Source organism: Vibrio agarilyticus (assembly GCF_012641465.1).
Taxonomy (GTDB): Bacteria; Pseudomonadota; Gammaproteobacteria; order Enterobacterales; family Vibrionaceae; genus Vibrio; species Vibrio agarilyticus.
In genome coordinates this window covers 63,287-85,002 of the sequence record NZ_JABAIK010000011.1, presented here as the reverse complement: position 1 = coordinate 85,002, position 21,716 = coordinate 63,287, and the positions used below count along the sequence as shown (strand labels likewise).

The following is a 21,716-nucleotide window of genomic DNA, read 5'->3' as shown; positions in this document are numbered from 1 at the left end:
CGCACCACGCAAACAGGTTCAATCCAACGATTGTCGTCAAACGCGTGGCAAGCGGCAGAAATGTTACGAGTAACAGTATACCTGAGTCGAGGTGAGATGCGAATGGACTTAAGTCACGTTAAGGTTTCGCGAGCGTAACGTGAGCTGTTGCACGATGAGACCTGTGACGATCAATAGCAGGCCGAGCAAAGTGGTTGGGTGAATCGTCTCGCCAATAATGGTCGTCAGTAAAATCAGTGAAATAAAGGGAGATGCAAAAATTAAATTACTGATGCGCGCGGTATTTTGGGTTAATTTGAGTGCTGTGAGCCAAAGCACAAAGGTAATGCCCATTTCAAAAATGCCGACGTAGGTGACGGCTAACCAGCCATGTAACGTAATATGTTGCCAAGGGGCGTTTTCATACAGACTGAGCGCAATAGCAAATGGAATCGCCACAATAAAGCCCAGCAATACCGCAATCACAGGATCGGCGCGATTTTTGGTGTTTAAAATCCAATAACTGGCCCAAAGCAAGGTTGAGAGCAGAGCAAGCGCGACGCCAGTCGGGCTGTCAAACTGCAACCCAATCACGTCACCTTGAGTGGCAATCACCACCACGCCAAAATAGCTCAATAGACACGCGAGCCAATCTTGCTTACGAATGGTCTGGCCAAGAAATACCGCGGCCATCAAGGTTAATGTGATGGCCCAGCTGTAATTAATCGCCTGAGCTTGGGAGGCTGGTAACAGAGAGTAGGCTTTGAACAGCACCAGATAATAGGCCAGCGGATTTATCAAACCCAGCAACACAAAATAGCCAGGGTTACGTTTGAATGTGGGGACTATTTGGTTGAATTTCCCTTGCCAAGCACAAACGCCCAATAACGCCAGCGCGGAAACGATACTGGCAATGGTTAACATTTGAATTGGGGTGAATTGCTCAAGGGTTAATTTAAAAGCCGTGGCCACCGTTGACCACAGTAAAACGGCGGCAAGACCAAAACCTAACGCGCGGCGTTCGTTCATATTTCCTCAATATTATCGGCAGATCTTATGTGGCCGCTAGTGTATATCCGTTCTACTTGAAGCGGCAGCGCTTTCCATGACAAAGTCAGGGGCTGACTCTCACAAACCTCATCACACAGTTTATCTATGCTCACGAAGTGTTCAAAGGCTTTGCTCGTTTGCTGCCTATCTGCAACGTTAAGTTGTTTGGGTATTGGGGAGCTTATTTCTGTCATCAAACTGGACATTTATCCAGTGTCCTAATACCATCAATCAGAATAAATCACTGCTCTAAAGCCTTATTATGCAATGGATTCTTGAAAACCAATCGTTTTTTATCGCCTTACTCAGTGGCGTGTTCTCTGCTTGTGTGTCCGGTTGGTGGGTTAAGCAAAAAATGAACCTAGAGAACCAGCTATTGAATCAACAGCTTGGCGCGCAGGCGGCGGCGCATGACGCTCAATTGAGCCAAGTTGAGCGAGCGCTGAGTGAGGCGCAAGCGGAGTTGGATGAACTGGACACTGAGCGCGACAAATCGGCATTTGAATTGAAACAAGCGCACGGTAAATTGATGGCCGCCATGGAAAAGTTGCGCTATTTCGACGCATTAAAGCAAGAACGCCAGGCGTATCTCGATGAGCTTACTGAACTGAAAGCGCAAAAATCGAGCCTTGAAACCGCGCTGCGTGAACAGCAGCGTCATCATAGCCAACTTGATGAAGTGCAGCAGGAAAAAATGGCGTTGCTCACCAGTGCAGAGACGCGGCTGACTCAGCAGTTTGAGCAGTTGGCCAATCGTCTGTTTGACGAAAAGACCGCGAAAGTCGATGTGCAAAATCGGCAAAGTTTAGAGCGTCTGCTCTCACCATTAAAAGAGCAGCTAGATGGGTTTAAAAAGCAGGTAAATGACAGTTTTGGCCAAGAAGCGAAAGAGCGTCATACCTTGGTGCATGAGCTGAAAAACTTGCAGCGTCTTAATGAACAGATGGCCCGTGAAGCGCTCAACTTGACGACGGCGTTAAAAGGCGACAATAAACAGCAAGGAAACTGGGGCGAAGTGGTGCTTGCCCGCGTGTTAGCCGAGTCCGGATTGCGCGAAGGGCATGAGTATCATACTCAAGTGAATTTGCAAAATGAGGCAGGAAAACGCTATCAACCGGATGTGGTGGTCCACTTGCCTCAAAATAAGCAGGTGGTGGTCGATTCAAAAATGGCGTTGGTCGCGTATGAACGTTATTTTCATGCAGAGTCGGATCAAGAACGCGAGCGAGCGTTAAGCGAGCATTTGCTGGCTTTGCGTACCCATATTAAAGGGTTGAGCCAGAAAGATTATCATCAGCTTAAGGGCATTCGTTCATTGGATTACGTTTTGATGTTTATTCCGGTTGAACCCGCGTTTCAATTGGCGATTCAGGCCGATCCTAGTTTGGTTCGTGATGCGCTTGAGCACAACATCATTTTGGTGAGTCCGACGACCTTGCTGGTTGCACTGAGGACCATTGACAATTTGTGGCGTAATGAGCGTCAGAGCCAAAACGCGCAAGTGATCGCTGAACGCGCGAGTAAGCTTTATGACAAACTGCGCCTGTTTATTGATGATATGGTGCAGCTTGGCGCGACATTAGACAAAGCCAATCAAAGTTACCAAGGCGCAATGAATAAACTGGCGACCGGGCGCGGTAATGTGATTCGTCAAGCTGAACAATTTCGTGAGCTTGGGGTGGAAATTAAGCGGCCGATTGATGTTGATTTAGCGCAGTTGGCGGCGCAGGGAGAAGATGAATCGATTCCCGTCTCCTTAATGAAGGAAAACGTCGCAAGCGACCTCAATCGAGAGTAAGGCTATGTATTAGGCCAAATCCTCAAGACGCAGACATCCCACCATGAATCGAGTAAACTAAGCCACCATCGCTGGCTCGCCATCAAGTGAGCACAGCTGAGGATTTGCGTATCGCGTTTTAGTGCCAAGGTTTGGCCACTTTATCGAGGAAGAGGAATTTTAATGACGGACAGCAACGCGCAAGCGACCACTATCGCGCCGGAAACCACCCATTTTGGTTTCAGCACGGTGGCCAAAGATGAAAAAGTCGCCAAGGTCGCGCAGGTGTTTCATTCGGTTGCCGCGAAATATGACATCATGAACGATTTGATGTCAGGGGGCATTCACCGGTTGTGGAAGCGTTTCACCATTGATTGTGCGGGCGCGCGCCCAGGTCAGCGCATTTTAGACTTAGGCGGTGGTACGGGCGATCTTACCGCGAAATTTTCTCGCATTGTTGGTGACCAAGGCCATGTCGTATTGGCCGATATTAATAATTCGATGCTCAACGTGGGGCGCGATAAATTGCGTGATAATGGCATTGTGGGTAATGTTCACTACGTACAAGCTAACGCAGAAGAGCTGCCATTTCCCGATAATTACTTTGACGCTATCACGATCAGTTTTTGCCTGCGTAACGTGACAGACAAAGACAAAGCGCTCAGTTCTATGTATCGCGTGCTCAAGCCTGGCGGCCGTCTGCTGGTCTTGGAGTTTTCAAAGCCGATCTTGGCCCCGTTATCCAAAATTTATGATACCTATTCGTTTCATATTCTGCCTAAAATGGGAGAGCTGGTGGCCAACGATGGCGACAGCTACCGCTACTTGGCTGAGTCGATTCGCATGCACCCCGATCAAGAGACATTGAAAGCCATGATGGAGCAAGTGGGCTTTGAGCAGACAACTTACTTTAATCTGACGGGTGGAATTGTTGCATTGCATCGAGGTTATAAATTCTAGGAGACATGATGCCTTTTGATCCCTTAGTCACAGCCGTGGTAGAAACCACACTGAATACGTTATTGCGTGATGATCCTGAATTGATGCGGCGTTTAGCGCGATTGCGTGGCAAGGTGATCCAAGTGCATCTCAAAGAGTGGCAAAAAAGCCTCACTTTCGTTTTTAGTCAGCAAGTGGATGTGCTTGCGCATTATGAAGGCGAGCCAGATTGTTATTTGGCGCTCTCTCTCTCAGTCTTGCCGCAATTGCGCGATCAAGCGAACATTACGCAGCTTATCAAGCAAGATAAACTGGAATTGACCGGTGATATTCAACTGGCCCAATCTTTTTCACGGTTGCTGCATGATGCAAAGCCTGATCTCGAAGAGTGGCTTTCCCGCGTCACAGGCGATGCACTAGCACATACCTTAGTCGGTAGCGCAAAACAATTTGCGCGCCATATCCGTCAGCGTCAGCAGCAGCATCAGTCGCATTTGGCTCAAGTGTTGGTGGAAGAGTGGCGCATCGCTCCTGGTCCATTAGAAGTGGCCCATTTTTGTGATGAAGTGGACGCCTTACAAAGTCAAACCGCCCACTTACAGGCGCGCCTCGACCGCTGGCTGGATACCCCATGACCCCGACCGAAATCAAACGTCTCTATCAAATCATTAAGGTCCAACTTGAATATGGTCTTGATGAGCTTTTGCCGACGCATGAACTGACGAAATTGCCCCAATGCTTGCGTCGAGGGCTGTTTTGGATCAAAAACAAGCATCCAGAAAAGCCGCTGGGAGAGCGATTACGTTTAGCACTACAAACATTGGGGCCGGTCTGGATAAAATTTGGCCAGATGATGTCAACGCGACGGGATCTGTTTCCGCCCCACATCGCCGATCCGCTAGCGCTGTTACAAGACCAAGTCGCCCCCTTTGACGGTGAACTTGCTAAGCAGCAGATGGAGCTGGCGCTCGGCGGACCACTAGAGACCTGGTTTGATGATTTTGATATCGTCCCGCTGGCATCAGCGTCGATTGCTCAAGTGCATACCGCCAAATTAAATACCACAGGGCAAGAGGTGGTGTTGAAGGTGATTCGCCCCGACATTCGTCCGGTGATTGATGCTGATCTGAAGTTAATGCAGCGAATGGCGCGGATCATTGCCTCAGCACTACCAGCGGCTCGCCGTTTGAAACCGGTTGAAGTGGTGCGTGAATATGAAAAAACGCTACTCGACGAGTTGGATCTGCGTCGTGAGGCTGCAAACGCGATACAACTTCGTCGCAATTTTGAGAATAGTGAGGAGTTGTACGTTCCTGAGGTGTTTCCTGATCTCAGTAATCAAACTGTCATGGTTTCTGAGCGAATATATGGCATCCAAGTTTCTGATATTGAAGGCTTGGTTGCTAATGGCACCAACATGAAACTGCTGGCGGAACGCGGTGTGAGTGTGTTTTTCACTCAGGTGTTCCGTGATAGCTTTTTTCATGCGGACATGCACCCAGGGAATGTGTTTGTGAAGCCAGATCACCCGCACAACCCGATGTGGATTGGGCTTGATTGTGGCATCGTCGGGTCTTTAAATAGCGCGGATAAGCGTTATTTAGCAGAAAACTTTTTGGCGTTTTTTAATCGAGACTATCGCAAAGTCGCCGAACTTCATGTGGATTCTGGCTGGGTTCCGGCAGACACTAATATTAATGAGTTTGAATTTGCTATTCGCATGGTGTGTGAACCGATTTTTGCTAAGCCACTGTGTGAGATCTCGTTTGGCCATGTGCTGCTTAACCTTTTTAATACCGCGCGGCGGTTTAACATGGAAGTGCAACCACAATTGGTTTTGCTGCAAAAGACGCTGCTTTACGTAGAAGGGTTAGGGCGTCAGTTGTATCCACAGTTGGATTTGTGGGCCACAGCCAAACCGTTTTTGGAAACTTGGTTGATGAACCAAGTTGGACCTGCCGCGCTGGTAAATGGCATTAAGGAGCGCGCCCCTTTTTGGGTTGAGAAGTTGCCGGAGCTGCCGGAGTTACTCTATGACAGTTTGCAGCAAGGCAAGGCAATGAATCAAAGGTTCGATGCGTTTTATCAGGGCTATCGAGCGACAAAACGCCGCCAAGGTCTGGGGCAGTTTTTGTTTGGCGTTGGGGCGACGGGCGTTGTATGCTCCGCGATATTGGTGACGAATGGGTTTATTTCGTCCGCGCTGGTGGCGGTGTCTGTCAGTGTCATTGTGTGGTTATTAAGTTGGCGAGCGTATCGCTTTTAAGTAGCGCTGGCTTTGTGAGTTTTTTTCAACCCCGAGGTAGAGAAAATGGGTGGTATTAGTGTTTGGCAACTGTTGATCATTGCCGTTATTGTGATTTTGCTGTTTGGTACGAAAAAGCTGCGTGGGATCGGTGGCGATCTCGGTGGCGCGGTGAAAGGGTTCAAAAAAGCGATGAGCGATGACGAACCTGCGAAAAAAGACGCGGAAAAAGACGCGGATTTTGAGCCAAAAAGTCTTGAGCAGCAAAATCAGCAAGCGGCGTCAACTGACGCGAAAAAAGACAAAGAGCAGGCGTAATCCGTGTTTGATATCGGTTTTTGGGAACTGGTATTGATCTCCGTTGTGGGATTGGTTGTCTTGGGGCCGGAGCGCTTGCCTCATGCAATTCGCAGTGTGACGCGGTTTGTCGGCGCGGCAAAGAATATGGCAAACAGTGTCAAGGATGAGCTGGCTCATGAGCTGAAAGTTCAAGAGCTGCAAGAGAACTTACGCAAAGCTGAGCAGATGGAAATGCACGATCTTTCTCCAGATCTGCAAGCCTCTGTCGATGAGCTTAAACGTGCCGCGCAAACCGTTCAACGGCCATATGCTACAGCCGAAAACAAGGTGAGCGAGACATCTGCGGAAAACGTGTCACAGCCGAATGTTGCTGAGTCAAAGTCAAGTTCGCCTAACGCTGACGACGCTTCAGTTGCGAGAGCGTCAGCGTCTGAAGCTGGCTCTAGCGCCTCGACGCCACCATCATCAAAATAGCCTTTTGGTCTCTTTGATGAGTTTTCAATGCCAGGCACACTGATAAGCCACGTTTAACGTGGCTTTGTTGTTAGTATATCCAAACGACGCTGCCGTTTTAAGTGGGTCGAGTATATACCCGCTTTACTCTAAGTTGTTTTGGTATAACACAATCGATTGTGATTATTTATAGTATTAATGAGGTTTACCGATGTCTTCTGTTGAGCAGACGCAGCCTTTGATCAGTCATCTTCTTGAGCTTCGTAACCGACTGTTACGCGCTATTGCTGCGGTGGTGGTGGTGTTCTTATGTTTGATCTATTTCTCAAATGATATTTATGAATTTGTCTCTGCACCGTTAGTCGATAGATTGCCCGAAGGGGCGACGATGATTGCGACAGATGTTGCTTCGCCGTTTTTTACGCCACTGAAGTTGACCTTAATTATGTCAACGTTTGTCGCAGTGCCATTTATTTTGTATCAGGTATGGGCGTTTGTGGCTCCCGGTCTGTATAAACACGAGCAGCGACTGATCATGCCCCTAATGTTTTCCAGTTCACTGCTGTTTTATTGCGGTGTGGCATTTGCGTATTTTGTTGTTTTTCCCTTGGTATTTGGTTTTTTCACCGCAATTTCGATTTCGGGGGTGGAAACGGCGACGGATATAGCCAGTTACCTTGATTTCGTATTGGCACTGTTTATGGCATTTGGCATTGCTTTTGAGGTGCCAGTCGCGATCATCTTATTGTGCTGGACTGGTGCGACAACACCACAAAGTTTACGTGAAAAACGTGCGTACATTATCGTCGGTGCCTTTGTCGTTGGTATGCTTTTAACCCCACCCGATATCATTTCTCAGACATTATTAGCTGTACCCATGTGGCTATTGTTTGAAGTGGGTTTGTTTTTTACTCGCTTTTACACGCCAAGAGCAGACTCTGAAGGCGAGTTAGAAGAGTAATCACGATTTGTGATAAAAAAGAAAAGCCAAGGCAATTGCCTTGGCTTTTCTTTTTTATCTTTCTTGCAGAAGAAAGATTTACCTAATCGTAATTATCTCTCCACAAGATTGGCAGCGATAAACGGCTTTAACCCCGGTTATTTTATGCCATATATTTCGATGTTGACGTTGAAGTTGCTTATTGCATTGACACATTTTTTCATGGCTCTTATTAATTCAACGGGCGACATCGTAGATTACAAAATTAAAATAGCCAATGAATTAGTGTGACATTCGTGCAGTTTTTTGATCTAAATTAACCAATCTGAGTGATTTTAATTCAAATTGGCTGTCTTTCTTATTGACTATTTGATTATTAATTAATGTCAAAGTTATCATTTATTAATGAGCGAGGTCTATTTATAAATTTTTAAGCCTGTTGGTGCTATTTATGCGTTTTGTTATTTTGTAAATGACATCGAAAATAGATGAATTTGATAGAGAGTAATAACGGTCAGATGAAACATGCGAAAGGATATGCTCTTTTTACTTGAAACTCTAAGGCGTTTTACTGACTCTGACAAACCTAATTAGATAGGTTTTCCTATACTTAGAGGATTCGTTTTTTTACCGCTTAGCTGTGCGAAAAGTTATTTGGATATAAAGGTGTTCAATAAATAATATATTTATTAAATGGAGAAAAATGGGTGGTCGATGAAGCTTGAGCAAAATACACGGTATGGTAGGCGCGGTGTCTGTTCATGGGTAACACCGCGATAGGTATATATCCGTCCTACTTGAAGTTGCAGCGGTGTTGGCTGGCTCTCGCAAACCTCATCACATGTTTGTCTATGCTCAGAGGCTTTGTTCGTTTGCCGCCTACCTGCATCTCCAAGTTGTTTGGGTATAGCTATCCGTCTGGCTAGTGTAAGTCGAACTCGAACCGTTCATGAAAACTCATGCAAAACGATCTATTTTACCTTAACGAATTGACCACAGCTTTTGCAGCGGTAAGTGGCTTTAATTCCGATTATTTTTTGCCAAAAGCTACGGTGACAGCGCTCGAGTTGACCCTGATGCTTACACATAATGACAGTCCTATTGTTAGAGTAAAATTTCTAACACGGATTATTTGATCGTTTTTTGCTCGAGCCAATGGTGAATTGTGATCTTGTGTCAAAAGTGCGAATAGCTTGTCAAAAATAGCTTGCTAATTGAGGTTAAACAGCGACTTTGCGTTGTGATTGGTTACTTTAATCACCTCTGCTACGCTCAGTTGGGTGAGCTCTGCGACACGAGCTGCCACTAGCTCTGTGAAGCTTGGCTCATTACGTTTGCCTCGGTGTGGTACGGGCGCTAAATAGGGACAATCGGTTTCCAGTATTAACGTATTGAGATCCAAATGAGGCAACACCTTATCCATTCCGCCATTTTTAAACGTACTCACTCCGCCAATACCGAGATGAAATCCGAGGTCGGTGATCGCGTTTGCCTCATCAACACTACCACCAAAGCAGTGAAAAACGCCTTTGAGTTGACCATCTTGCTGTTGACGCAGCAGCGCTAATGTTTCGCTCATCGAATCACGAGTGTGGATCACCACGGGAAGCGCAAGTGCTTTCGCCCAATTGAGCTGCTCAATAAAAGCCCACTCTTGTTCGGCTTGATATTGCTTGTCCCAGTAAAGATCAATGCCAATTTCGCCTACCGCAATAAAGTTATGGCGCTCAAACCAAGGGTACAGCGTCGCCAAGGTTTGCTTGACATTGGAGTCAACGTAGCAAGGGTGCAGCCCTAGCATTGAACGGCACAGTTCTGGGTAGGCTGCTTCTGTCGCAAGCATTGGCGCAAGTGAGTCTAAGTCGATGTTGGGCAGGAGAATTTTTTCAATACCTGCTGCTTGAGCGCGAGCCACGACCGCATCACGATCATGGTTAAATTCACTGGCATAAAGGTGGGCATGGGTATCAATCATGGTAGGCACTCTTAGAGGATTCATCGTGGTGATGATACGGTATTGCGCGTTAGGGGTCGAATTGGAATTGATTTCCTTACGACGAACCCCTGCAACTTCAAGTACGAAGGGTATAGGTATATGATAATGCGTCTTTCGGTTACTTTGCTAAGGAGCACTCCGTGTCTGTTGCCATTCAAGGTCCTTTTCCGGCGCGCCGCATGCGCCGTATGCGTAAACATGATTTCAGCCGTCGTCTGATGGCAGAGAACCAGCTTTCGGTTAACGACTTAATTTACCCCATGTTTGTACTTGAGGGAGAGCAACGCCGTGAGTCCGTTGCATCCATGCCAAATATTGAACGTTTATCCGTTGATTTGTTAGTTGAAGAAGCGCGTTATTTAGCGCAATTAGGGCTGCCTGCCATTGCGCTGTTTCCCGTGGTGGAGCAAGAGGCAAAAAGTCTTTGTGCCAGTGAAGCCTTTAATCCTAATGGGTTGGTTCAGCAAGCCGTGCGCGCGCTCAAAGCGGCCGTTCCGGAACTGGGCATAATCACTGACGTGGCATTAGATCCGTACACGACCCACGGACAAGATGGCATTATTGATGAGAGTGGTTACGTATTAAACGACGAAACAACGGATGTATTGGTACGCCAGGCCCTTTCGCACGCAGAGGCAGGTGCAGATGTGGTTGCGCCGTCCGATATGATGGATGGTCGAATTGGCCGCATTCGTAACGCGTTGGAACAAGCGGGTCATATCCATACACAGATCATGGCGTATTCAGCCAAGTATGCGTCGAATTATTATGGTCCGTTTCGAGATGCGGTTGGTTCGGCCAGCAATCTCAAAGGCGGTAATAAAAAGAATTATCAGATGGACCCAGCCAATAGCGATGAAGCTTTGCATGAAGTCGCGCTCGACATCAATGAAGGGGCAGACATGGTAATGGTTAAGCCTGGAATGCCTTACCTTGATGTGGTTTACCGAGTTAAAACCGAGCTTAAGGTGCCGACGTTTGCTTACCAAGTTTCTGGTGAATACGCGATGCACAAAGCGGCGATTCAAAATGGCTGGCTCAAAGAGCAAGAAACGGTATTGGAATCGTTACTGTGCTTCAAACGTGCTGGTGCCGATGGTATTTTGACCTATTTTGCAAAAGACGTTGCGCAGTGGTTAGCCCATGAAAATGCTCAACTCGCCCACGTGTTAAAGGCGTCGGAATAATGATGCCTTCGGCTTCAACGGAGATTGTCATCCGTGATGGTCAACTGAATGAAGTTGTCGCTTTGGTCGCACAAATCGATGAATTTGCTAATAAAGAAAGTGAAGCCTCATTAGCAGAGCGATTACAGAACCGTAAGTATCTGCTGCGTGTGGCGGAATATCGCGATCAAACGGTGGGGTTCAAAATTGGCTATGCACTGGATGATAAGACGTTTTACAGCTGGTTTGGTGGGGTGGTTCCACAAGCGAGAAAATTAGGTGTCGCACAACGCTTATTGGACGATCAGGAGCAGTGGTTACGAGCGCGTGACTACCGTCAGGTGCGGGTAAAATCACGTAATCGCTTTCCGGCAATGCTGCGGCTGCTAATTAAAAATGGTTATCAAATTGAGCAGCTTGAAGCGAAAGAGTCTTTAATCGAGACGCGGCTTCATTTTGTCAAAACGCTGAAATGTGGGCATGACGACATTAAATGAGAAAAAATCTCATTTAATGCTTGATTATTAAGTGATAATGATTATTATTAGCCTGTCGGCGGGGCATGCAATTGGCCTTATCCGCTTGTTATTACATATCAGTAAAAATAGGCGATAGAACTAAGATGTATGGCTTCGTAGACACGACATTGCTCACATTGCTTCCAGTGTATTTATAGCTTGAAGGCAAAATAACGAGATTGAGATGAAGTCGTTGAGTGTCTCAGTCACCACAATGCGATTTGTGGCACTTATTTTTGCTTTTCTCTTATGCTAGGCGACATCTTTGATGTCGCTTTTTTATTCGTTTTTTTTATTAATGGTAAACTTTTTGTCCACAATCCATGATTGGCAAAAGATCTTCTCTTGATCTGTTGATCTTAAAACTAACACATAAAAAACAATCATTTAGTTATGTGTTTGTGCACAATTGCATCAGGTGAATAACCAGTGGATAAATATTATAAACAGAGTTATCCACAAATTTGTTGCGCAAGTCTAGCAAGCTTTGGTCTCTCACTGATCAGCCAATCATCATATGGTTAACCTGAAATCACTTTCATTTGGAGCGGGTATAGATCCCTCTAACGACTCATGGCATCCTTAGCGACTACCTTTGTATACAGTGGACTACAAGTTTATGGTCAGGATCCCAGACAACCCGCTCATTCTTATTGACGGTTCTTCTTATCTTTATCGCGCTTTTCACGCTTATCCGGAAACCATGAGTAATGGCGAGATCCCGACGAATGCAGTGTACGGTGTGGTTAATATGTTGCGTAGTATGATGCGTCAATTCGCCTCAGATCGTATGGCGGTGATCTTTGATGCGAAAGGCAAAACGTTCCGTGATGACATGTACCCTGACTATAAAGCCAACCGACCGCCAATGCCGGATTTATTACGGTGCCAAATTGAACCTCTTCATGAGGTGATTCGAGCTATGGGCTTGCCACTGATTTCAATCCCAGGTGTTGAAGCTGATGACGTGATAGGCACGCTTGCCCGCCAAGCATCTGCACAGGGGATGCCTGTGCTTATCAGTACCGGTGATAAGGACATGGCGCAGTTAGTGGATGAGAACGTTACCCTGATCAACACTATGACCAATGTGGTATTGGATCGCGAAGGTGTGATTGAAAAATTTGGCATACCGCCAGAGCTTATCATCGACTACCTCGCCTTGATGGGCGATAAAGTGGATAACATTCCAGGCGTCCCCGGTGTTGGCGACAAAACAGCAACGGCGCTGCTTCAGGGCATTGGTGGGCTGAGTACTCTGTATGAACGTCTTGATGATATTGCCGCTCTTGGGTTTCGCGGTTCAAAAACCATGGCGAAAAAATTGTTGGATAATCAATCCAATGCGGAATTGTCCTATCAATTAGCGACGATCAAGTTGGATGTCGAGTTATCACAAACGCCAGACTCATTGCTCAAAACCACGCCGGATCGCGATGCTTTGATTCAGAGCTTTAGTAAGCTGGCCTTTAAATCATGGCTGAACGAGTTGCTCGAAGGTGGGACTGGGGTGATTGATGCCGTGGAAAAATCGGCTAATTCTCGGGCAAATGACAGTACTAAGAGCAACGTGACGAGCCAAGCGGCCACGATAGATCGCAGTCAGTATCAAACCATTTTGACGCAATCTGAATGGAAGATTTGGCTGGAGAAGTTAGCCCAAGCTGATTTAGTCGCACTTGATACAGAAACCGATAATCTTGATGCGATGATCGCAAACTTAGTGGGAATCTCATTTGCCGTGGGTGAAGGTGATGCGGCTTACCTTCCACTGAGCCATGATTACATCGATGCACCAGAACAATTGTCACGCGATGATGTGTTAACTCAGTTAAAACCTTGGCTTGAGGACACGCAGGCGCATAAAGTGGGTCAAAACCTCAAATATGATGCGGAAATATTCGCGCGCTATGGCATTACGTTGCGCGGCATTGCCCATGACACCATGCTCGAATCTTATGTACTCAACAGCGTTGGTGGCAAACATGACATGGACAGCATGGCATTACGCTACCTTCAACACAGTTGCATCTCTTTTGAGCAAGTGGCAGGTAAAGGCAAAAATCAACTTACCTTTAATCAAATTGAGCTAGCCCAAGCTGCCGCTTATGCTGCGGAAGATGCCGACGTCACCTGGCGTTTGCATCAGCATCTTCAGAGCCAGCTGGAACAGACCCCAAGTTTGTGTTCTGTCTATCACGATATTGAAGTGCCACTGGTTCCCGTGCTGGTGCAAATGGAACGCACTGGTGTTTTGATTGACGACATGAAACTGTCTGCGCAATCACAAGAGATCGCGTTGCGATTGGATGAGCTGGAACAAAAGGCGTTTGAGGCGGCGGGTGAAACGTTCAATATGAATTCACCTAAACAGCTTCAGGCGATCCTCTTTGAAAAAATGGGTCTACCTGTCGTCAAAAAAACACCGTCTGGAACCCCTTCTACCAATGAAGAGGTGCTGCAAGAACTGGCATTAGATTATCCGCTGCCCAAATTAATCTTGGAGTATCGTGGGTTGGCCAAACTCAAATCGACCTACACAGATAAGCTGCCACGAATGATCAACCCAGAAACCGGTCGTGTGCATACCTCTTATCATCAAGCGGTCACTGCGACGGGGCGCCTTTCATCAACCGATCCAAACTTACAAAATATTCCTATTCGTAATGAAGAGGGACGTCGTATACGCCAAGCGTTTATTGCGCCACAAGGTTATAAGATTTTGGCGGTGGACTATTCGCAAATTGAATTGCGCATCATGGCGCATCTATCTGGTGACCAAGCTTTGTTAGATGCCTTTACTCATGGCAAAGATATTCATGCGGCAACTGCCGCTGAAATCATGGGAGTACCACTAGAGCAGGTGACGAGTGAACAGCGTCGTCGCGCTAAGGCAGTCAACTTTGGCTTGATTTACGGTATGAGCGCATTTGGGTTGGCAAAACAGCTGGGTATACCACGTGGCGAAGCCCAGCGTTATATGGACACCTATTTCGAACGCTATCCAGGTGTTATGCGTTATATGGAAGAGACGCGTAGCCAGGCCGCAGAGAAAGGTTATGTTGAGACTATTTTTGGTCGCCGTCTGCATTTGCCCGAAATTCAGTCACGTAATGCGATGCGTCGCAAAGGGGCAGAGCGCGCTGCCATTAATGCGCCAATGCAAGGCACTGCCGCTGACATCATCAAAAAAGCGATGATATTAGTCTCAGATTGGATTAACGCTGAAGGTGCTGGCCGGGTGAAACTTTTGATGCAGGTGCACGATGAATTGGTGCTGGAAGTCAAACAGGAAGACTTGCACGAAATTGAAAGTAAAGTACAGGATTTGATGGAATCTGCGGCAAATTTGAGCGTTCCATTAGTGGCTGAGGCAGGGCATGGTGACAACTGGGATCAGGCACACTAGACATTTTTAATTCAAATTTGGTCAATTAACATGAGCCAGCACACAAGTGCTGGCTTTTTTATCAGCAAAAGCGGATCTGCTTCACATCGTGGTTTTTTGTTGTTTAGATGAATCGAAATGAAAAAATACTACAGAAAGTGGTTGCATTTATGACCAAATGTTGTACATTTAAAGACGTAGGGTACAGAGGTAAGATGTTCTATCTTTCAGACCTTTTGTTTCACGTTATTGGATTAGGCTGATTCAGCCGCCCCAGTCAGGATGTTTGACTGGGGCGTTTTTTCTTGTGGCAAAGAAAATTTTAAATCATTAAATTCATGCTGTTGAATAGACCAATGACACTGCTATTATTTCTCTTCCTCTTTTTTATTGCACTGCCCCACTTGGTCGGGATTACGCATTTGTGATGTCAATGCGCAGAGGTTTCTTCGCGTGTTATTGAATCTCAAAAACAAAACCAAATTTCACAATCTGTAATTTAACTTCATTTATCTAACAAATTAGATTGAGATCATCGAGATGAGACGGGTGAAACGCGCTTACAATACAATGGGGTGAGTAATAGTAATAAGCGCGTTAAAGTGGATTCGATGGAAAGGATTACTCGTCAGCTGCCGCGTCTTCGTCAAGTGTTAGCATAGGGGCGAACCAGCTATCGAGCTTCGCGCGCAAGTGATCAACGCCAATGCCATTGTGAGATGAGAAGAGATCAACCGCCACATCGCCACCAAACGTGGCCGCCATATCACGCACTTTGAGTAACGTTGCTTTACGGGCGCCACTTTTGAGTTTGTCGGCTTTCGTTAGCAGCACTTGCACCGGAATGCGACTTTCAATCGCCCAGCGCACCATCTGTTGGTCGAGATCTTTCATTGGATGGCGAATGTCCATCAGCACCACTAACCCCTGCAGCGATTGACGCTTTTGCAAGTATTCACCCAACGATTTTTGCCACTTTAACTTCATTTCAATCGGAACCTGAGCAAAACCATACCCAGGCAAGTCGACAATATGACAGTGGTCGTGGACTTTAAACAGGTTAATAAGTTGAGTGCGTCCCGGCGTTTTAGAGGTTTTCGCAAGGTTTTTTTGGTTGGTCAGGCGGTTGAGCGCACTTGACTTACCGGCATTTGAGCGACCTGCGAAAGCCACTTCAATACCGTGATCTTCCGGCATGTGGCGAATATCAGGGGCGCTAGTAATGAAATGCGTGTTTTGGTAATGAATTTTTACGCTCAATGTTAACTCCATCTCGACTTTGTGTAGTCGATTGATTACTTTTTTGTGAATTTGTGTAAAATAACTGTGCTCGGCATGAGGTCGCCTATTATACCATGAGTGCTTGTGACGTGTTCAACTTCTGTTGTTATGAAGCACGCGGTAAAGAGTCGATTCAGCTGCTCGGCACTGTGGTACTGGAAGCTTAATAATTATAATGGAATGTCATGAAGAAATTAGCGCTAATTTTGAGCCTGCTCGCCAGCTGCTCAGTATGGGCTCAAGGAAATATCGAGGCTGGCAAAGTCAAATCACAAACCTGTGTTGCGTGTCATGGAGCTGATGGCTCAAGCAGCATTCTTCCCACTTACCCTAAATTGGCGGGTCAGCATGCCGGTTATCTGCAAAAACAGCTGCAAGACTTTAAGTTAGCCATGGCCACATCAGGTAAGCAAGGCCGCAACGATCCCGTCATGGGTGGCATGGCAATGCCATTAACTGAGCAAGATATTGCCGATCTTGCAGCTTACTACGCATCATTGCCGATTTCCGAAAACACCACCCCAGACAATGCCGTTGAGATTGGCGAGGTGTTGTATAACGCCGGTGACTCTGAGCGCGGCATCACGGCTTGTATCGCCTGTCATGGCCCTCGTGGTAACGGCACGTCTCTGTCGGGTTTCCCCAAAATTTCTGGACAAAATGCTGAGTATATCGAAGCCCAGCTGGTCAAATTTCGTGATGGTAGCCGAGGTAATGACATGAACGCGATGATGCGTGATGTGGCGAAAAAATTGAGTGATGACGATATCGCCATTTTGTCGGCTTATGTTGGTGGTTTGCACTAAAATAACGTGCAAAACAAGTTGAGCAAAAAGCGGCGATAATTTTTCGCCGCTTTTTGCGTTTTTATCTTCGAAGGTATTAGACTTTTTTTCGAAATTGATGAAAAAATCAGCAAAGAGACTGCCCTCGCGAGCCACTTTCTGGTATGTTGCGCTTCCCCCGAGTAAAGGAAGTTTTTATGTCTGCGTGTCCATTATGTCATCACGTTGATATTACGCCGTTTTATCGTGATAAGCGCCGTGATTACTTGCAGTGCACGCGTTGTCATTTGGTCTTTGTTCCTGAGTTTCAGCGCCTAGACGCTCAAACCGAAAAAGCCCATTATGATTTGCATGAAAATAACGCAGAGGATGCGGGTTATCGTCGGTTTTTAGCGCGCTTGGCTACGCCACTGAGCGAGAAATTGGGTGAGAACGCAACGGGATTGGATTTTGGCTGTGGCCCAGGTCCAACGTTATCTGTGATGTTGGAAGCACTTGGCCACCGTGTGGCACTGTATGATATTTATTATCATCCTGATCGCGCCGCACTCGACAAAACGTACGATTTTGTCACTGCCACAGAGGTGATTGAACACCTTTATCAACCCGATATTGTGTGGCAACAATGGTTAAATTTAGTGAAGTCAGGCGGTTGGCTTGGACTGATGACCAAAATGGTTATCGACGCTGAGGCGTTTGCCAACTGGCACTACAAAAATGATCCGACTCACGTGATCTTTTTCAGTCGTGCCACCTTTGCCTTTCTTGCCGAGCGCGATAAGCTCGAACTTGAATTTATTGGTAATGATGTAATTTTACTGAGGAAACCCCAGTAGTGAGCCGTAAGAAGAAAAGCAGAAAACCGGGAGCGCTAGGCGCGCCGGAATTCATTGTCACCCGTAATCGTAGCGAATCAGATGTTGAAGGACGTTTGCGTAAGCGCGTGAAAAAACGCAAAGGCTTGAAGTCTGGCAGCCGTCATTCACAAGGCACCAGCGGTGGCGCCTCGGGCCAAGGGCAAGCGCGCGACCCACGTTTGGGCAGCAAAAAGAAAATTCCATTGATTGTGGAAGCGGTCAAACCGATGAGCAAACAAGAGCGTCGTTTGTCGGCAGAGCAAGAGTTGGCAATGTTGGAAAACGATGCGCAACTGAATGTATTGCTTGATCGTCTTGAAGCTGGTGAACATTTAGGGGCTGGTTTGCAAAAAGTGGTGGATCAGAAACTGGATCGAATTGAGGCGTTAATGAAGCAGTTAGGTCTGTTTGAAGAGGACGTACTCGACGATGAAGCGCCGCTTGATGACGTTCGCACGCCATCAAATAAGCGCAGTGACGACGAACTGCTTGCCGATTTTGATCAATTTGATTTTGGCGATTACAAGGAATAACCGTTGATGAACGTAACCCTACTTGCCGCGCTTGCGATTTTGATTTTGCTCGCACTGGCCGTGTACGCCGGTTACCTTCTGCTTCAACTGAAAAAGCAAAAGGAGTTGCAGCTGCAACAGCAAAGATTGGCAATCGCAAAACGCAATGCCAACATTTTTGACAGTGTTAATACGTTATGTATGGCGGGTATTCAAGGGCAGTGCGATCTGTCTGAGATCAGCATTCGCGTTTACTGCATCATGGATTATGTCCAAGGAGACGCGCGTGTCGATTTTGACGCAGAATACCCCGCTATCGCAGAGCTCTATCATATCGTCAAAGATATGGCGCGAGGCGATGGACGTACCCAACTGAGCAAAAAAGACCGTATGCAGCAAAATCTGACTCGCCATAAGGCCGAGTCTCGTTTAAACGATGCCATTGTTGCAGAACTAAAGCAGCTGCAACAGCAGGTTCAACCGTTGAACGATCAGATAGCGATCACGCAATTGTAGTGCGTCGCACGGCACCGCCGTAGTGTGTTAATAAACGAATTGGGAAGTATCACCATGTCGAATCAGAGCCGTCCACTGGACCAACAAATCGTTTGGGACCAAGCCGTATTGGACAAATATAACTACTCTGGCCCTCGCTACACCTCATACCCGACTGCGCTCGAGTTTCATGAGGCGTTTACGATTGCCGATTACGACATGGCGTGCACGCAATACCCAGAGCGACCGCTCTCACTGTATGTGCACATCCCGTTTTGTCATCAACTCTGTTATTACTGTGGTTGTAATAAAGTCATCACGCGTCATTCACATAAAGCAGATGACTATCTGGATGTGCTTGAGCATGAAATTCGTCAACGAGCGTCACTGCTGCAAGGGCGCCACGTGACCCAGCTGCATTTTGGCGGCGGTACACCGACTTTTTTAAACGAAGGTCAAATTTCACGCTTAATGCGCTTATTGCGCAGTGAATTTGAATTTGCCCACGATGCAGAGATCAGCATTGAAGTGGATCCGCGTGAGATTGAATTGACGGTGCTTGACCACTTGCGTAAAGAGGGTTTCAACCGATTGAGCATCGGCGTGCAAGACTTCAACAAAGATGTGCAGCGCTTGGTTAACCGTGAACAAGATGAAGATTTCATTATCGCGATGGTAGCACGTGCTAAACAGCTCGGTTTCCGCTCGACCAATCTTGATCTGATTTATGGTCTGCCAAAGCAAACCACCGCTTCTTTTGCGCAAACCTTAGAGCAAGTGCTTGTCATGCAACCCGGTCGGCTTTCTATTTTTAATTACGCTCACATGCCGCAATTATTTGCCGCACAGCGCAAAATTAAAGATGAGGATCTGCCTCAGGCTCATGAAAAGATGGCCATTTTGCAAGATACCATCGCCACATTAACCCATGCTGGTTATCAATTTATCGGTATGGATCATTTTGCTCTACCACAAGATGAATTGGCAGTGGCACAGCGCGAGGGTAAGTTGCATCGTAATTTCCAAGGTTATACGACACAAGGTGAATGCGATCTGGTTGGCTTTGGGGTTTCGGCGATCTCAATGATTGGCGATGTGTACGCACAAAACCAAAAAGAGCTTAAGAAGTATTATGCTCAGGTGAATGACCTACGCCACGCATTGTGGAAAGGGGTCGCGCTTGACAGGGATGACCTTATTCGTCGAGAAGTGATTAAACAATTGATTTGTAATTTCAAATTGGACATTCGAGCCATTGAAACGCAATTTTCAATTTCGTTTGAAAAATACTTTGCCGAGGATTTGGCGCTATTGCAAACCTTTATCCGCGATGATTTGGTGCGTCTTGACGATAGTGCGATTGTCGTGACGCTGCGGGGACGGTTATTAATTCGTAACATCTGCATGTGCTTTGACCGCTATTTACGCGCCAAAGCTCGCCAGCAGCAGTTCTCTCGAGTGATATAAAAACAGTGCCCGCGTGATGCGGGCACTGTTTTACTGATATCAATGAAAGCTGATTTCTTGATGCCGCGTTTAACCTCGCTGCGCAGCAAGGGCGCTCAGCGCGGCTTTTTCGCTGCGACTTAAAAAGGCCATCTCAAGGCCATTGATTTGAATCTGACGAATTTGCGCTTCACTCAAACCCGCATTAGGGGCAGCGACTTGGTATTCGTAAGGCAGTTCAATCCCTTCAACACCCGGGTCGTCGGTGTTGAGACTGACCAGAATACCATGTTCTAAGAAACGTTTGATGGGGTGCGTTGCCAAAGAGGCAACGGTACTGGTTTGCACGTTCGAGGTTAGACACGACTCAATGCCAATATGATGCTTTGCAAGATAATCCATCAACGTTGGATCGTGAATCGCTTTGACGCCATGACCGATGCGAGTCGCGCCAAGTTCGCGAATCGCTTGCCACGTGCTCTCGGGACCGGCTGCCTCTCCTGCGTGAACGGTAACGTTCAGCCCTAAGTCACGCACTTGATTAAAGTGTTTAATAAAGCGCTCACCAGGTTGACCTAGCTCATCGCCAGCCAAATCCACGGCAACCAGATGTTGATGGCAGGCAAGCAGAGCGTCCAACTCTTTTTGGCACGCCTCAGCGCCAAAAGTGCGACTTAAAATGCCGATTAAATTGGTTTTGACACCAAAGTCTCGCACTCCTGCATTGACACCATCGATGATAGCCTCAACAACCCCTTGCAGCGGTAAATTGTGCTTCATCGCCATAAAATAAGGTGAAAATCGCAGCTCAGCATAGTCAATTTGCGCATTTCGCGCGTCTTCCACATTTTCGTATGCGATGCGGCGGCATGCATCCAGCGAGCCGAGCACGGCGACGCCCCAATCCAGTTTGGCAAGAAACGCCATAAGAGAGGGCTCTGCTTCGACAATTTGAACGTGGGGCGTGAGGCCTGAGACCGTATCAGCAGGCAGGGCAATACCAAATTGTTGGCCTAAATCCAAAATAGTCTGAGTGCGAATATTGCCATCCAAATGGCGGTGTAAATCCGTTAACGGGAGGTTTTTCGTTATCATTATTGTATCCAGTTGTATGGGGATTGCATGATTGGCCGCGGTGTATTCGCGACGCTCCAGTTGAGTATATACCCTTCCTACTTGAAGTCGCAGCGTTGTTGACAGGCTCTCACAAACCTCTTCACATCGTGGGTCTATGTTCACCAAGTGCTCAGAGGCTTTACTCGCTTGCCGCCTACCGGCATCTTCAAGTTGTTTGGGTATAAAGAGATACAATGGAAAATGTCAGTAATTTGAACGGAGCGTTGTGGAGAAGTTGGAGCAATCAATATGTTAATGAAAAATGTTGCCAATTGAGCTGATATTAAAATGCTTGGCGCTGTTATCGCCAAGCAGATTATCCCCGTCTTACTTGAAGCTGCAGCGCTTTTCGTTACAAAGTAAGGGACTCCTACTCACAAACCTCATCACATCGTGGATCTATGTTCACCAAGTGCTCAGAGGCTTTGCTCGCTGGTCGCCGACCGGTAACTTCAAGTGGTTTGGCTATAAAA

At 46.9% G+C, this 21,716-nt stretch carries 20 protein-coding genes; 16 read left to right on the top strand and 4 right to left on the bottom strand.

All coding sequences use genetic code 11. From position 1 onward, the window contains the following. Nucleotides 1–108 precede the first annotated feature (108 nt). Complete coding sequence (locus tag HGP28_RS12405; RefSeq protein ID WP_168836788.1) at nucleotides 109–1,008, bottom strand: DMT family transporter; 900 nt, start codon at nucleotides 1,006–1,008, stop codon at nucleotides 109–111. 283 nt (nucleotides 1,009–1,291) lie between these two features. Between HGP28_RS12405 and rmuC the strand changes: the two genes are divergently transcribed. From rmuC to tatC, 7 genes are all read left to right on the top strand, one after another. Then, nucleotides 1,292–2,827, top strand: coding sequence for a DNA recombination protein RmuC (rmuC, locus tag HGP28_RS12400; RefSeq protein ID WP_168836787.1), 1,536 nt, complete (start codon nucleotides 1,292–1,294; stop codon nucleotides 2,825–2,827). Nucleotides 2,828–2,989: 162 nt separating this feature from the next. Continuing rightward, nucleotides 2,990–3,766: a bifunctional demethylmenaquinone methyltransferase/2-methoxy-6-polyprenyl-1,4-benzoquinol methylase UbiE gene (gene ubiE, locus HGP28_RS12395; RefSeq protein ID WP_168836786.1), complete on the top strand. Its 777-nt coding sequence runs from the start codon at nucleotides 2,990–2,992 to the stop codon at nucleotides 3,764–3,766. Nucleotides 3,767–3,774: 8 nt separating this feature from the next. Continuing rightward, nucleotides 3,775–4,380 (top strand): ubiquinone biosynthesis accessory factor UbiJ, encoded by a 606-nt coding sequence (locus HGP28_RS12390; protein WP_168836838.1) that lies wholly within the window; start codon nucleotides 3,775–3,777, stop codon nucleotides 4,378–4,380. Then, complete coding sequence (gene ubiB / locus HGP28_RS12385) at nucleotides 4,377–6,011, top strand: ubiquinone biosynthesis regulatory protein kinase UbiB (protein WP_168836785.1); 1,635 nt, start codon at nucleotides 4,377–4,379, stop codon at nucleotides 6,009–6,011. The genes HGP28_RS12390 and ubiB overlap by 4 nt, the downstream gene beginning before the upstream one ends. A gap of 45 nt (nucleotides 6,012–6,056) precedes the next feature. Further along, on the top strand, nucleotides 6,057–6,308 hold the full coding sequence (gene tatA, locus HGP28_RS12380) for a Sec-independent protein translocase subunit TatA (protein ID WP_168836784.1): 252 nt from the start codon (nucleotides 6,057–6,059) through the stop codon (nucleotides 6,306–6,308). A 3-nt stretch (nucleotides 6,309–6,311) separates the two neighbouring features. After that, nucleotides 6,312–6,764, top strand: a complete 453-nt coding sequence (tatB, locus tag HGP28_RS12375) for a Sec-independent protein translocase protein TatB (protein WP_168836783.1) — start codon at nucleotides 6,312–6,314, stop codon at nucleotides 6,762–6,764. A gap of 190 nt (nucleotides 6,765–6,954) precedes the next feature. After that, nucleotides 6,955–7,704, top strand: a complete 750-nt coding sequence (gene tatC, locus HGP28_RS12370) for a twin-arginine translocase subunit TatC (protein WP_168836782.1) — start codon at nucleotides 6,955–6,957, stop codon at nucleotides 7,702–7,704. Nucleotides 7,705–8,893: 1,189 nt separating this feature from the next. Here the strand turns inward: tatC and HGP28_RS12365 are convergent. Next, a complete protein-coding gene (locus tag HGP28_RS12365; protein WP_168836781.1) occupies nucleotides 8,894–9,658 on the bottom strand; it encodes a TatD family hydrolase in 765 nt (254 codons plus the stop codon). A gap of 161 nt (nucleotides 9,659–9,819) precedes the next feature. Between HGP28_RS12365 and hemB the strand changes: the two genes are divergently transcribed. The 4 genes from hemB (at nucleotide 9,820) to spfP (ending at nucleotide 15,014) form a co-directional block, all read left to right on the top strand. After that, nucleotides 9,820–10,866 carry a porphobilinogen synthase gene (hemB, locus tag HGP28_RS12360; RefSeq protein ID WP_168836780.1) on the top strand — a complete coding sequence of 349 codons (1,047 nt, stop codon included), beginning with the start codon at nucleotides 9,820–9,822 and terminating at the stop codon, nucleotides 10,864–10,866. 23 nt (nucleotides 10,867–10,889) lie between these two features. After that, the gene (locus tag HGP28_RS12355; RefSeq protein ID WP_168836837.1) at nucleotides 10,890–11,342 is read left to right on the top strand and encodes a GNAT family N-acetyltransferase; all 453 of its coding nucleotides are present in this window, start codon (nucleotides 10,890–10,892) and stop codon (nucleotides 11,340–11,342) included. A gap of 640 nt (nucleotides 11,343–11,982) precedes the next feature. Then, nucleotides 11,983–14,772, top strand: coding sequence for a DNA polymerase I (polA, locus tag HGP28_RS12350; RefSeq protein WP_168836779.1), 2,790 nt, complete (start codon nucleotides 11,983–11,985; stop codon nucleotides 14,770–14,772). 194 nt (nucleotides 14,773–14,966) lie between these two features. Continuing rightward, nucleotides 14,967–15,014: a small protein SpfP gene (spfP, locus tag HGP28_RS19475; protein ID WP_438356636.1), complete on the top strand. Its 48-nt coding sequence runs from the start codon at nucleotides 14,967–14,969 to the stop codon at nucleotides 15,012–15,014. A gap of 358 nt (nucleotides 15,015–15,372) precedes the next feature. On the opposite strand, the gene yihA is transcribed toward spfP, so the two are convergent. Then, the gene (gene yihA / locus HGP28_RS12345) at nucleotides 15,373–16,011 is read right to left on the bottom strand and encodes a ribosome biogenesis GTP-binding protein YihA/YsxC (RefSeq protein ID WP_168836778.1); all 639 of its coding nucleotides are present in this window, start codon (nucleotides 16,009–16,011) and stop codon (nucleotides 15,373–15,375) included. A 206-nt stretch (nucleotides 16,012–16,217) separates the two neighbouring features. Between yihA and HGP28_RS12340 the strand changes: the two genes are divergently transcribed. From HGP28_RS12340 to hemN, 5 genes are all read left to right on the top strand, one after another. Further along, nucleotides 16,218–16,838, top strand: a complete 621-nt coding sequence (locus HGP28_RS12340; protein ID WP_168836777.1) for a c-type cytochrome — start codon at nucleotides 16,218–16,220, stop codon at nucleotides 16,836–16,838. 176 nt (nucleotides 16,839–17,014) lie between these two features. Beyond that, nucleotides 17,015–17,653: a class I SAM-dependent methyltransferase gene (locus tag HGP28_RS12335; protein ID WP_168836776.1), complete on the top strand. Its 639-nt coding sequence runs from the start codon at nucleotides 17,015–17,017 to the stop codon at nucleotides 17,651–17,653. Then, the gene (yihI, locus tag HGP28_RS12330) at nucleotides 17,653–18,207 is read left to right on the top strand and encodes a Der GTPase-activating protein YihI (RefSeq protein ID WP_168836775.1); all 555 of its coding nucleotides are present in this window, start codon (nucleotides 17,653–17,655) and stop codon (nucleotides 18,205–18,207) included. Before HGP28_RS12335 ends, yihI begins: the two co-directional genes overlap by 1 nt. A gap of 6 nt (nucleotides 18,208–18,213) precedes the next feature. Continuing rightward, entirely contained in the window at nucleotides 18,214–18,702 is a 489-nt protein-coding gene (locus HGP28_RS12325) for a DUF2489 domain-containing protein (protein WP_168836836.1), read from the top strand. 54 nt (nucleotides 18,703–18,756) lie between these two features. Continuing rightward, entirely contained in the window at nucleotides 18,757–20,148 is a 1,392-nt protein-coding gene (gene hemN / locus HGP28_RS12320) for an oxygen-independent coproporphyrinogen III oxidase (RefSeq protein ID WP_168836774.1), read from the top strand. Between the two features lie 69 nt (nucleotides 20,149–20,217). Here the strand turns inward: hemN and add are convergent, their stop codons facing one another. Beyond that, complete coding sequence (gene add, locus HGP28_RS12315) at nucleotides 20,218–21,222, bottom strand: adenosine deaminase (RefSeq protein WP_168836773.1); 1,005 nt, start codon at nucleotides 21,220–21,222, stop codon at nucleotides 20,218–20,220. Between the last annotated feature and the right edge of the window lie 494 nt (nucleotides 21,223–21,716).

Bases quoted from the DNA above. Each gene is read 5' to 3' on its own strand.
- HGP28_RS12405 (WP_168836788.1), bottom strand. From the start codon at position 1,008: ATGAACGAACGCCGCGCGTTAGGTTTTGGTCTTGCCGCCGTTTTACTG.
- tatA (WP_168836784.1), top strand. From the start codon at position 6,057: ATGGGTGGTATTAGTGTTTGGCAACTGTTGATCATTGCCGTTATTGTG.
- polA (WP_168836779.1), top strand. From the start codon at position 11,983: ATGGTCAGGATCCCAGACAACCCGCTCATTCTTATTGACGGTTCTTCT.
- rmuC (WP_168836787.1), top strand. From the start codon at position 1,292: ATGCAATGGATTCTTGAAAACCAATCGTTTTTTATCGCCTTACTCAGT.
- HGP28_RS12365 (WP_168836781.1), bottom strand. From the start codon at position 9,658: ATGATTGATACCCATGCCCACCTTTATGCCAGTGAATTTAACCATGAT.
- ubiE (WP_168836786.1), top strand. From the start codon at position 2,990: ATGACGGACAGCAACGCGCAAGCGACCACTATCGCGCCGGAAACCACC.
- ubiB (WP_168836785.1), top strand. From the start codon at position 4,377: ATGACCCCGACCGAAATCAAACGTCTCTATCAAATCATTAAGGTCCAA.
- HGP28_RS12335 (WP_168836776.1), top strand. From the start codon at position 17,015: ATGTCTGCGTGTCCATTATGTCATCACGTTGATATTACGCCGTTTTAT.
- add (WP_168836773.1), bottom strand. From the start codon at position 21,222: ATGATAACGAAAAACCTCCCGTTAACGGATTTACACCGCCATTTGGAT.
- HGP28_RS12325 (WP_168836836.1), top strand. From the start codon at position 18,214: ATGAACGTAACCCTACTTGCCGCGCTTGCGATTTTGATTTTGCTCGCA.
- HGP28_RS12340 (WP_168836777.1), top strand. From the start codon at position 16,218: ATGAAGAAATTAGCGCTAATTTTGAGCCTGCTCGCCAGCTGCTCAGTA.
- hemN (WP_168836774.1), top strand. From the start codon at position 18,757: ATGTCGAATCAGAGCCGTCCACTGGACCAACAAATCGTTTGGGACCAA.
- HGP28_RS12390 (WP_168836838.1), top strand. From the start codon at position 3,775: ATGCCTTTTGATCCCTTAGTCACAGCCGTGGTAGAAACCACACTGAAT.
- tatC (WP_168836782.1), top strand. From the start codon at position 6,955: ATGTCTTCTGTTGAGCAGACGCAGCCTTTGATCAGTCATCTTCTTGAG.